Below are 11,020 nucleotides of genomic sequence, written 5' to 3'. Positions count from 1 at the left end.
CCCAGTCTGCGGCTGCGTCGCGCTGCCGAGCAGCCGGTATTCCTCGTGGATGTCGCCGTCGCGGAGGCGCCGCGTCACGCGCAGCCGCGAGCCGGGTGCGGCGTCGGCGGCGAGCTGCAGCGCGTAGTCGAGTTCCTCGCGCGCGACGGCGAGCGCGGTGTCGAGATCCGGGGCGCCGACCTCCTCGCGCAGCCAGGCGGCGAGGCGCAGCGTCAGGCCGTCGAGCGTGCGCGCATCGATGTCGACGACCTCGACCTCGGCGCTCCAGCCCTGCGAGCCGAGACCGAGAAAGCCGCTTTCGAAGGCCGCGGCCCGCGCCGCCGGCAGTTGCGCCGGGTCCTCGGCGGCGAATGCACAGGCGCCGGGCACGGCCCATTCCCCCGGCTGCGCGCGCCGTCCGAAACCGGCACTGCCGTCGTCGGCGACGGTGCGCAGCAGCCGGCGCAGGAAGGGATCAGTGCTCATGGGCGGCCCTCCGGGGACAGTGCGGCCTCATCGGCCGGCAGGTGTTCCTTGCCACCCTGCGTGCGCGGCAGCGCGGGCGGCACGGCGTCGAACCGCACGCGTTCGGCGCCGTGATAGACGAAGAAGTGGCGGTTGCGCAGCCGGCCGATCAGCGTCACGCCGATGCGCCGCGCCAGTTCGACCGCCGCCTGCGTCGTGCCCGAGCGCGACACCAGCACCGGCACGCCCATCTGCGCGGTCTTCAGCACCATCTCCGAGGTCAGCCGCCCGGTGGTGTAGAACAGCTTGCCGGCGCCCTCGACGCCTTCGAGCCACATCCAGCCGGCGATCGCGTCGACGGCGTTGTGGCGGCCGACGTCCTCGACGAAGCAGAGCACCTCGTCGCCGGCGCAGAGCGCGCAGCCGTGGATCGAGCCGGTGTGCTTGTACAGCGTGTCGCGCAGCCGCAGCCGCTCGCCGAGCGCGTACAGCAGCGACTGGCGCAGCACGGGCGCCTCGACGCGGACCGAAACGGCCCGCTCGCTGAGGCGGCCGAACATCGTGCCCTGGCCGCAGCCGGTGGTGACGGTGCGCACGCCGAGGCGCGCATCCCAGTCCTCGATGCCCTGGCGCGTGCGCACGGCCACGGCCTCGACCTCCCAGTCGACCTGCACGGCGGCGATGTCATCGAGCGCATCGACGAGGCCCTGCGTGCGCAGGTAGCCGAGCGCCAGCCACTCCGGTTCGAGGCCGAGCGTCATCAGCGTCACCAGCTCGCGCCGGTCCACGTACAGCGTCAGCGCGCGTTCCATCGGGATGTGGATGTCCCGCGCCGTGCCGCTCTCGTCGACGACGGTGATCGGGTATTGCGCGGGCCGGCCGGCGTGGCTCAGCAGCGGGCGGCGGGCAGGGGGCGTGGCCATGAAACGCTTCCGCAAGGGCTGAAGGCGGACAGAGTGCATCTTCCCGCCCCGGCAGATGCAAATCTGCCGGGTCAAAGTGACGCGATCCGGAAGGCCGCCGGCTGCGGGCGGCCATGATTAGCACGATCCCTGCCCGATCCGGTCCGCACTGCTGCGACTGGCGCCGCAACGGCGATTGCGTATCGTGGGCGCTCCTGCCACCGAGGGCTGCCGCCATGACTGCCTCCGATCCCGGTTCCCTGCCCGAAGGCGCGGGGACCGCTGCCGATGCCCTGCCGGCCCGCGTGCCGGTCGCCGTGCTGATGGAGCGCGTGCCGGTCAGCGGCAACCGCTGGATCGATCATCGCTGGCAGTGCGCGGCCGTGCTGGTCGGTGACCCGGCCAGCGCCAGCGCGGCACCGGCGATCATCGACGATGGCCATGGCCGCGAGCTGCGCATCTGGCGGGGGCTCACGCTGCAGCTGTGGCCGGACGAGGCCGAAAGCTACCGCCACAACCTCGATGGCACGCAGCCGGGCCTGTTCGTTGCGACCCGCCCCGGCGCGGACGGCGCGCCCGAGCCGTTTCTGGTCAGCGCCTGCGGCGATCACGCCAGCGCGCTCGAGGAGATGAGCGAGGCCGTGCATCGCGTCGCGCTGCCGCCCGGGCTCATGCCGTGGCTGGAGGCGTGGATCGCCGCGTACTGGAAGCCGGAACCGCGCAGGAAGCGCCAGCGCACGGACTGGAAGGAGGGCGGCGGTCCGGGCCCGCAGTCCTGAGCCTTCCTCAGCCGGCCTGCGTTGCCAGCATCCGCTCCCAGGGCGGCAGCGGTCCGAAGCGCGCCGCGAAGAACTCGATGCAGGCCGACACCCGCGGCGGCAGGTGACGGCGCTGCGGGAACACCGCCCAGATCGCGGTCGGCTCCGGCTGCCAGTCCGGCAGCACCGGCAGCAGCCGGCCGGCGGCGAGGTCTGCGGCCACGTCCCAGGTCGATTTCAGCGCGATGCCGAGACCGCCGAGTGCAGCCTCGCGCAGCGCCCCGCCGTGGTCGGCCTCCAGCCGGCCGCGCACGCGCACGCGGCACTCGCGCCCGCCGGGGCCGAACAGCCGCCAGTCGTCCTGACGCTCGCTGCCATCGACCAGCACCAGGCATTCGTGCGCGCTCAGGGCCTCGGGGTCTTGCGGCTGGCCGGCGCGGGCCAGATAGGCGGGACTTGCGCACAGCAGCCGGCGGTTCGCTGCCAGCCGGCGGCTCGCCAGCGTCGAATCGGTCAGCGTGCCGATGCGGATGCCGAGATCGAGGCCGCCGGCGACGAGATCGACGAGCCGGTCGCTGAAGCGCAGCGACAGCGCAAGCTGCGGGTGCAGCGCCAGGAACTCCGGCAGCAGCGGCGCGACGTGGCGCTGGCCGAACGAGGCCGGCAGCGTCATGCGCAGCGTGCCGGTGATGCGGTCGCGCTCGGCGCTGAAGCCGGCGAGCAGTGCCCCGGCGTCCTCGACCAGCGCGCGGGCCTGACGCAGGAAGCGCTCGCCGGCCTCGGTCGGCTGCAGCTGCCGGGTCGTGCGGTGCAGCAGGCGCACGCCGATCCGCGCTTCGAGCCGCTGCACGCGCTGGCTGACGATCTGCGTCGACAGCCCGAGCGCCCGTGCCGCCGCACTCATGCCGCCGGCCTCGACGACGCGCACGAACAGGTTCAGATCGTCGATCAGGTCCAGGGGAGTCTCCTGCCGTGCTGTGCCGGCGCAAGCCCTGGTGCAGGGCGCGCATCATCAAGGATTTCTTGATAGTGAATCGCCGGATTGCGTCTTTATCAAGCGATCCTGCCGCTTCAGGCTGTGCTCACCTTCAACGAATGCCGGAGCCCCGCCATGAAGCCCAGCGATCAGGACAGCCGCACGATGCGCGCCGTCGGCCTGACCCGTTATCTGCCGGTTGACGATCCGCAGTCGCTGATCGACTGCACGCTGCCGCGGCCCGAGCCCGGTCCGCACGACCTGCTGGTGCGTGTCGCCGCCGTGTCGGTGAATCCGGTCGACACCAAGGTGCGGGCGCCGAAGGCCGCAATCGAAGCGACGCCGCGCGTGCTCGGCTGGGATGCCGCCGGCACCGTCGAGGCGATCGGCAGCGAAGTGACGCTGTTCCGGCCCGGGGACGAGGTCTGGTATGCCGGCAGCATCGTGCGCCCCGGCAGCAACGCCGAATTCCAGTGCGTCGATGAACGCATCGTCGCGCTGAAACCGCGCTCGCTCGATTTCGCGCAGGCCGCGGCGCTGCCGCTGACGACGATCACCGCCTGGGAGGCCTTGTTCGAGCGCCTCGGCCTCGATGCGGACGGGGCCGATGCCGGGCGCAGCCTGCTGATCATCGGCGGGGCCGGCGGCGTCGGTTCGATCGCGATCCAGCTCGCCCGGCGCGCCGGCCTGACGACGATCGTGACCGCCTCGCGGCCGGAAACCATCGAATGGTGCCGCGCGCTCGGTGCGACGCACGTCATCGATCACCGCCAGCCGCTGCCGGCGCAGCTCGAAGCGCTCGGTTTCCGGCAGGTCGATGCGATCGCGAACTTTGCCGATACCGATGCCTACTGGGCGGTGATGTGCGAGCTGATCGCGCCGCAGGGCCGCATCTGCGCGATCGTCGAGAACCGCGCGCCGCTCGAACTCGGGCTGCTGAAGGCCAAGAGCGCCGGTTTCGTCTGGGAATTCATGTTCACGCGCGCGCAGTTCGGCACGCCGGACATGATCGCGCAGCACCGGCTGCTGACGCGCGTCGCCGGGCTCGTCGATGCCGGGGAACTGCGCACGACGCTGCGCGAGACGCTCGGGCGCATCGATGCCGCCAACCTGCGCGAGGCGCACCGCCGGCTGGAGCGCGGCACCGGCATCGGCAAGCTGGTGCTGGCCGGCTGGTGAGCCATGCGGCTGTCATCGCCATGCGGATGACAGCCGTTCTCATTTACAGCGGGAGATCCATTCGGCAGACTCCGCCCGACCCTCGAATGGTCGATCACCTGTAAGGAGTCCTGTCCGATGTCGCGTCGATTTCCGCTGCTGTGCGCCGCCCTGTTTGCGGCGCTCGGCCTGCATGCCCTGCCCTCGGCCGCGGCCGATGCGCCGGTGCTGAACGTCTATTCCGCCCGGCATTACCAGACCGACGAGGCGCTGTATGCCGGTTTCACCGAGCAGACCGGCATCCGCGTCAACCGCATCGAAGGCAAGGAGGACGAACTGCTGGAGCGCCTGAAGAACGAAGGCGCCGCCAGTCCGGCCGACGTGCTGGTCACCGTCGATGCCGCGCGTCTGGCCAAGGCCGATGCGCTCGGACTGTTCGCGCCGGTCGAATCGAAGACGCTGGCCGCGCGCATCCCCGAGTACCTGCGCACGCCGACCTGGATCGCGTTCTCGACGCGCGCCCGCGTCATCGTCTACGCCAAGGATTCGGTGAATCCGGCCGATGTCGCCAGCTATGAATCACTCGCCGATCCGAAGCTCAAGGGCAAGGTCTGCTCGCGCCCCGGCGCGCACCCGTACAACCTGTCGCTGATGGCCGGACTGATCGGGCATCTCGGCGAGGCAAAAGCGACCGAGTGGGCGCAGGGCCTGGTCGCGAACTTCGCGCGTCCGCCGCGCGGCGGCGACACCGACCAGATCAAGGCGGTCGCGGCCGGCGAGTGCGGCGTGGCGATCTCGAACAGCTATTACCTCGCGCGGCTGATGCGCTCGGACAAGCCCGAGGATCAGGCCGTGGTCGCGAAGGTCGGCATGGTCTGGCCGAACCAGGCGAGCTACGGCACGCACATCAACGTCTCGGGTGCCGGCGTGCTGAAGCACGCGCCGAATCGCGAGGCGGCCGTGAAGTTCCTCGAATACCTCGCGAGCGACCGGGCGCAGGTCTACTTCGCCGACGGCAACAACGAGTGGCCGGCGGTTGCCGGCGTCAAGGTCGACAACCCGGCGCTCGCGAAGCTCGGACCGTTCAAGTCCGACACGCAGTCGGTCGGCGTGCTGGCCGCGAATCAGGCCGAGGCGCTGAAGATCTTCGACCGCGTCGGATTCCGCTGAACCTCGGGCACTGCGGATACGGACATCGCCTGCCGGCGCAGGCGGTGTTCGATCAGCGGGGCGAGCGCGAGCAGGCTCAGATACAGCAGCTGCGTCAGCGGGAATGCCAGCACGGCATGGTCTCGCAGCCTCAGCATCGCCGGCTCGTTCAGCAGCGGGCTGCTGCCGAAGCTCCACCACAGCAGCGCCGCCGGCGGTATCAGCAGCGGCAGCATCAGCAGGCAGCGGATCAGCAGGGAGCTGAAGGTCTTTATGATCAGGCGATTGCCGATCAGGACACAGCAGAGGAGCAAAAGCAGCAGCATGTCGGCGTTCCTTCGCAACGGGGAGGGCCGGCGGGCGCTGCCGGCGGGGTGTATCTAATCCTGTTGCACCATTTCAGTTCAAGCTCCGGCATGGCTCTTCTGAACTTTTTTTCACGATTCCGGGCCTCAAGTCCGCCCGGATCGGGCCGGGGCCGCGTCCGGAGCCGGCGCCGGAGGCTCGACCCGCGCAAGCCGATCCCGCGCGGGACTGCCTGAAAACGCTGCTTGCACCCGGCAGGCGCCGTCTACGCTTGTTCAAAACCATTCAACAGAAGCCGTCGCACGCTGCGCTTCGCAGCGCCTGCGTCCGGGGTTTCGCTCGCTTCACATGCCTGCCGTCCGCCGACGACGGCCACGAGGGGAAGATGAGTGCAGAGCACGTACTCGAAACGCGCGGGCTCGTGAAGGAGTTCCGCGGCTTCGTCGCCGTCGATCACGTCGACCTGCAGGTGCGCCGCGGCCACATCCACGCGCTGATCGGCCCGAACGGCGCCGGCAAGACCACCGTCTTCAACCTGCTGACCAAGTTCCTGACGCCGACGCGCGGCACGATCCTGTTCAACGGCACCGACATCACCGCCGAGCGGCCGGCGCAGATCGCACGGCGCGGCATCGTGCGCTCGTTCCAGATCTCGGCGGTGTTCCCGCATCTCACCGCGCTCGAGAACGTGCGCGTCGCGCTGCAGCGCAAGCTCGGCACTTCCTTTCATTTCTGGAAGTCGCCGAAGACGCTCGATCGCCTCGATGCCCGCGCCGATGAACTGCTCGATGCCGTGGGGCTGGCGCAGTACCGCGACACCGTGACGGTCGAGATGCCGTACGGGCGCAAGCGCGCGCTGGAGATCGCGACCACGCTCGCGCTCGAACCCGAGCTGATGCTGCTCGACGAGCCGACCCAGGGCATGGGCCACGAGGATGTCGATCGCGTCGCCGAGCTGATCCGCCGCGTCGCCGAGGGGCGCACCATCCTGATGGTCGAGCACAACCTGAGCGTGGTGTCGCGGCTTGCCGATCGCATCACCGTGCTCGCGCGCGGCGCCACGCTCGCCGAGGGCGACTACGCCAGCGTCTCGCAGGACCCGCGCGTGCTGGAGGCCTACATCGGCAAGGCCGTCGATGACACCGCGGGAGCCCACGCATGACCAGCGCCTTCCAGCCCGACTTCGAGCAGCTGCGCGTCGAGAACCTGCATGCCTATTACGGCGAATCGCACATCCTGCACGGCATCGCGCTCGACGTGCGCCGCGGCGAACTGGTGACGCTGCTCGGGCGCAACGGCGCCGGCAAGACCACGACGCTGCGCGCGATCCTCGGCCTCACCGGCCGGCGCAGCGGCGCCATCCACCTCAACGGCCAGAACATCATCGACTGGCCGACGCACCGCATCGCCCACCTCGGCGTCGGCTACTGCCCGGAGGAGCGCGGCATCTTCGCGAGCCTCTCGGTCGAGGAGAACCTCGTGCTGCCGCCGGCCGTGCGCTCGGGCGGCATGAGCGTCGAGGAGCTCTACGCGATGTTCCCGAACCTCGCCGAGCGGCGCAAAAGCCAGGGCACGCGCCTCTCCGGCGGCGAGCAGCAGATGCTGGCGATGGCGCGCATCCTGCGCACCGGCGCCAACCTGCTGCTGCTCGACGAGATCACCGAAGGCCTCGCCCCGGTCATCGTCCAGCGCCTCGGCGAGGTGCTGACGCTGCTGAAGTCGCGCGGCTACACGGTGATCCTCGTCGAGCAGAACTTCCGCTTCGCCGCGCCACTCGCCGACCGGCATTACGTGATCGAGCACGGCCGCGTCGTTGACACCATCGGGCGCGCCGAGCTGCCCGCAAAGATGGAAGCCCTGCACCAGCGCCTCGGCGTCTGAACCGCTCGTGCCCTGCGCCGGAACGCGCCATTCCAACAAGAACCACCCGCAGCCCTTTCCGTCCGGAAACCCAGAGGAGAACCCCCCGATGCGTCACTTCCGCACCGTGCTGTCCACCGCCGTCGCGGCTGCCCTGGGCAGCGCCCTCGCACAGGCCGCGATCTCCGATGACGTGATCAAGATCGGCGTGCTCACCGACATGTCCGGCACCTACTCCGATCTTGCCGGTCCCGGCGTCGTCGCCGCCGCCGAGATGGCCATCGCCGATGCCGGCGGCAAGGTCGCCGGCAAGCCGATCGTGATGCTGAAGGCCGATCACCAGAACAAGGCCGACATCGCCGCCAACAAGGCGCGCGAGTGGAACGATGTCGAGAAGGTCGATGCCTACGTCGATCTGGTCACCACCAGCACCGCGCTCGCGGTCATGGAGATCGCCAAGAACGCGAACAAGGTCGTGCTGGTCTCCGGGGCCGGCTCCTCGCGCATCACCAACGAGGACTGCAACCCCGTCACCGTGCACTGGACCTACGACACCTACGCGATGGCCAAGGGCACCGGCTCGGCGATGGTCAAGGAGGGCGGCAAGACCTGGTTCTTCCTGACCGCCGACTACGCCTTCGGCCAGAACCTGCAGAAGGACGTCAGTGCCGTGGTCGAGGCGAGCGGCGGCAAGGTGCTCGGCGCGGTCAAGCATCCGTTCCCGGCGAGCGACTTCAGCTCCTTCATCCTGCAGGCGCAGGCCTCGGGCGCGCAGGTCATCGGCCTTGCCAACGCCGGTGCCGACACCACCAACGCCATCAAGGCCGCCAACGAGTTCGGCATCGTCGCCGGCGGCCAGAAGCTCGCCGGCCTGCTGGTGTTCATCTCCGACGTGCACAGCCTCGGCCTGCCGGTCGCGCAGGGCCTGACGCTGACCACCGGCTTCTACTGGGACTACGACGACCAGACCCGCGCCTGGTCGAAGCGCTTCTTCGAGAAGACCGGCAAGATGCCGACCATGGTGCAGGCCGGCGTGTACTCGTCGCTGATGCATTACTTCAAGGCGATCGAGGCCACCGGCTCCGATGACGGCCCGACCGTCATCAAGCAGATGAAGTCCGGCCCGGTCGAGGACTTCTTCTCGCGCCACGGCAAGATCCGCGATGACGGCCGCCTCGTGCACGACATGTTCCTCGCCGAGGTCAAGAAGCCGTCCGAGTCGAAGGCGCCGTGGGACTACTACAAGATCCTGCGCGTGATCCCCGGCGACGAGGCCTACCTGCCGCTTTCCGAGAGCAAGTGCCCGCTGGTCAGGAAGTCGTAAGCCCCTCCGTGCGCGCACCGGCCGGCGGCGCCGGTGTGCGCGCCTGAACCCCGCGCCGGAGGCTCGTCATGGACTTCCTGAACATCCCGCTGCCGGCCGTGCTCGCGCAGCTCGTCGTCGGCCTGATCAACGGCGCCTTCTACGCGCTGCTGTCGCTCGGCCTCGCGATCATCTTCGGGCTGCTGAACATCATCAACTTCGCGCACGGCGCGCAGTACATGCTCGGCGCCTTCTTCGCCTGGTTCGGCGTGCAGTACCTCGGCATCGACTACTGGTTCGCGCTGCTGCTCGTGCCGATCGCGGTCGGCGCCATCGGCATGCTGCTGGAGCGCTTCCTGCTCTCGAAGCTCTACCGCGAGGATCACCTGTACGGGCTGCTGCTGACCTTCGGCCTGGCGCTGATCATCGAGGGCGTGTTCGTGCAGCTCTACGGCGTCTCGGGCAAGCCCTACGCCGTGCCCGAGGCGCTGCGCGGGGCGCTCAATCTCGGCTTCATGTTCCTGCCCAAGTACCGCGCCTGGGTCATCGTCGCCTCGGTCGTCGTCTGCCTCGGCGCCTGGCTGGTGATCGAGCGCACCAAGCTCGGTGCCTACCTGCGCGCCGGCACCGAGAACCCGCGCCTGCTGCAGGCCTTCGGCGTCAACGTGCCGATGATGATCACGCTCACCTACGGCTTCGGCGTCGCGCTCGCGGCCTTCGCCGGCGTGCTCGCCGCGCCGATCTTCCAGGTCAGCCCGAAGATGGGCTCGGACCTGATCATCGTCGTGTTCGCGGTGGTCGTCATCGGCGGCATGGGCTCGATCCTCGGCTCGATCCTCACCGGCCTCGGTCTCGGCCTGGTCGAGGGCCTGACCAAGGTCGTCTGGCCCGAGGCTTCGAGCACGGTGATCTTCGTGATCATGGCCATCGTGCTGCTGGTACGCCCGGCCGGCCTGTTCGGCCGGGAACGCTGACCGATCCGGCCCGCGAGGAGAATCCGAACGATGTACGGCAAGTACACCCATGCCATCCACGCCGGCCTGCTGCTGATCGCGCTCATCGCGCCGTTCGGCATCTACCCGGTGTTCCTGATGAAGATGCTCTGCTTCGCGCTCTATGCCTGCGCGTTCAACCTGCTGCTCGGCTACGCGGGGCTGCTGTCCTTCGGGCATGCCGCCTTCTTCGGGCTGGCTGCGTACACCACCGGTCACGTGCTGAAGGAACTCGGCCTGCCGACACCGCTCGGCCTCGCGCTCGGCACGCTCGCCGCCGGTGCGCTCGGCTTCGTGGTCGGCCTGCTGGCGATCCGCCGCCAGGGCATCTACTTCGCGATGATCACGCTCGCCCTGTCGCAGATGGTGTACTTCTTCTTCCTGCAGGCGCCGTTCACCGGCGGCGAGAACGGCCTGCAGGGCATTCCGCGCGGCAGCTTCTTCGGACTCGATCTCGGCAACGACCTGACGCTGTACTACGTCGTGCTCGGCATCTTCGTCGCCGCCTACGCGCTGATCCAGCGCACCGTGCACTCGCCGTTCGGGCAGGTGCTGAAGGCGATCAAGGAGAACGAGCCGCGGGCGATCTCGCTCGGCTACGAGGTCGATCGCTACAAGCTGCTGGCGATGGTGCTGTCGGCGAGCCTCGCGGGGCTTGCCGGGGCGCTCAAGAGCGTCGTGCTGCAGCTCGCCTCGCTCGGCGATGCGCACTGGCACGCCTCGGGCGAGGTCGTGCTGATGACGCTGCTCGGCGGCATGGGCACGCTGCTCGGCCCGGTGGTCGGCGCCGGCACCGTCGTCAGCCTGCAGAACTACCTCGCCTCCAGCCCGATCGGCGCCTATCTGCCGGCACCGGTCGTGCTCGGCGCGATCTTCGTCATCTGCGTGCTCGCCTTCCGCCGCGGCTTCGTCGGCGAACTGCTCGAAGTGCTGCGCAAGTCCTTCAACATCCGCTGAACCCCCGCATCGCGACGGCAGAGGTCTGTCGTCGCCCCGCCTGCCTTTGCCTGCGCCGCGTCCGTGCCGGAGTCCGCAAGTCCGGACTCCGGCCACGGCCTTTGCCTGACTGCCGATGCGGCCGCCGGCACGCAGGCGGCACGCTGCCATCGTGAGCTTTGTCTGCTGCTGCGCGAGAGAAGCCGGCAGCGGCAGGGCGCTGCGTTTTCCCTGCG

At 69.4% G+C, this 11,020-nt stretch carries 12 protein-coding genes; 8 read left to right on the top strand and 4 right to left on the bottom strand.

All coding sequences use genetic code 11. The features are described 5' to 3' along the window. Both PKE44_RS04690 and PKE44_RS04685 read right to left on the bottom strand, forming a co-directional pair. A partial coding sequence (locus PKE44_RS04690; RefSeq protein ID WP_324548539.1) for a DUF6505 family protein occupies positions 1-465 on the bottom strand: 465 nt, incomplete at its 3' end. Next, a complete protein-coding gene (locus PKE44_RS04685; protein WP_324548538.1) occupies positions 462-1,367 on the bottom strand; it encodes a formate dehydrogenase accessory sulfurtransferase FdhD in 906 nt (301 codons plus the stop codon). The genes PKE44_RS04690 and PKE44_RS04685, both read right to left, overlap by 4 nt. Before the next feature lie 215 nt (positions 1,368-1,582). Between PKE44_RS04685 and PKE44_RS04680 the strand changes: the two genes are divergently transcribed. Then, positions 1,583-2,125 (top strand): DUF3305 domain-containing protein, encoded by a 543-nt coding sequence (locus PKE44_RS04680; protein ID WP_324548537.1) that lies wholly within the window; start codon positions 1,583-1,585, stop codon positions 2,123-2,125. A 7-nt stretch (positions 2,126-2,132) separates the two neighbouring features. On the opposite strand, the gene PKE44_RS04675 is transcribed toward PKE44_RS04680, so the two are convergent. Continuing rightward, entirely contained in the window at positions 2,133-3,062 is a 930-nt protein-coding gene (locus tag PKE44_RS04675) for a LysR family transcriptional regulator (RefSeq protein WP_324548541.1), read from the bottom strand. A 183-nt stretch (positions 3,063-3,245) separates the two neighbouring features. Here PKE44_RS04675 and PKE44_RS04670 point away from each other — a divergent pair, with 183 nt between their 5' ends. Both PKE44_RS04670 and PKE44_RS04665 read left to right on the top strand, forming a co-directional pair. Next, positions 3,246-4,259, top strand: coding sequence for a zinc-binding alcohol dehydrogenase family protein (locus PKE44_RS04670; RefSeq protein ID WP_324548540.1), 1,014 nt, complete (start codon positions 3,246-3,248; stop codon positions 4,257-4,259). 117 nt (positions 4,260-4,376) lie between these two features. Beyond that, the gene (locus tag PKE44_RS04665) at positions 4,377-5,408 is read left to right on the top strand and encodes a Fe(3+) ABC transporter substrate-binding protein (RefSeq protein ID WP_324548536.1); all 1,032 of its coding nucleotides are present in this window, start codon (positions 4,377-4,379) and stop codon (positions 5,406-5,408) included. On the opposite strand, the gene PKE44_RS04660 is transcribed toward PKE44_RS04665, so the two are convergent. Next, positions 5,363-5,623, bottom strand: a complete 261-nt coding sequence (locus tag PKE44_RS04660; protein ID WP_324548534.1) for a hypothetical protein — start codon at positions 5,621-5,623, stop codon at positions 5,363-5,365. The two genes, PKE44_RS04665 and PKE44_RS04660, sit on opposite strands and share 46 nt — an antisense overlap. A gap of 455 nt (positions 5,624-6,078) precedes the next feature. Here PKE44_RS04660 and PKE44_RS04655 point away from each other — a divergent pair, with 455 nt between their 5' ends. The 5 genes from PKE44_RS04655 to PKE44_RS04635 all read left to right on the top strand — a co-directional run bounded on the left by PKE44_RS04655 (position 6,079) and on the right by PKE44_RS04635 (position 10,805). Then, positions 6,079-6,855 (top strand): ABC transporter ATP-binding protein, encoded by a 777-nt coding sequence (locus PKE44_RS04655; RefSeq protein WP_324548532.1) that lies wholly within the window; start codon positions 6,079-6,081, stop codon positions 6,853-6,855. Further along, entirely contained in the window at positions 6,852-7,574 is a 723-nt protein-coding gene (locus tag PKE44_RS04650; RefSeq protein WP_324548531.1) for an ABC transporter ATP-binding protein, read from the top strand. Before PKE44_RS04655 ends, PKE44_RS04650 begins: the two co-directional genes overlap by 4 nt. An 88-nt stretch (positions 7,575-7,662) precedes the next feature. Then, complete coding sequence (locus PKE44_RS04645; RefSeq protein ID WP_324548530.1) at positions 7,663-8,877, top strand: ABC transporter substrate-binding protein; 1,215 nt, start codon at positions 7,663-7,665, stop codon at positions 8,875-8,877. 68 nt (positions 8,878-8,945) lie between these two features. Continuing rightward, positions 8,946-9,830 (top strand): branched-chain amino acid ABC transporter permease, encoded by an 885-nt coding sequence (locus PKE44_RS04640; protein ID WP_324548529.1) that lies wholly within the window; start codon positions 8,946-8,948, stop codon positions 9,828-9,830. Between the two features lie 30 nt (positions 9,831-9,860). After that, positions 9,861-10,805, top strand: a complete 945-nt coding sequence (locus tag PKE44_RS04635; RefSeq protein WP_324548527.1) for a branched-chain amino acid ABC transporter permease — start codon at positions 9,861-9,863, stop codon at positions 10,803-10,805. The last annotated feature ends 215 nt before the right edge of the window (positions 10,806-11,020 follow it).

The sequence above is a fragment of the Plasticicumulans sp. genome (genome assembly GCF_035331805.1).
Lineage (GTDB): Bacteria > Pseudomonadota > Gammaproteobacteria > Competibacterales > Competibacteraceae > Plasticicumulans.
The sequence above is the reverse complement of the archived record's forward strand: the minus strand, read 5'-3'. Positions and strand labels throughout refer to the sequence as shown.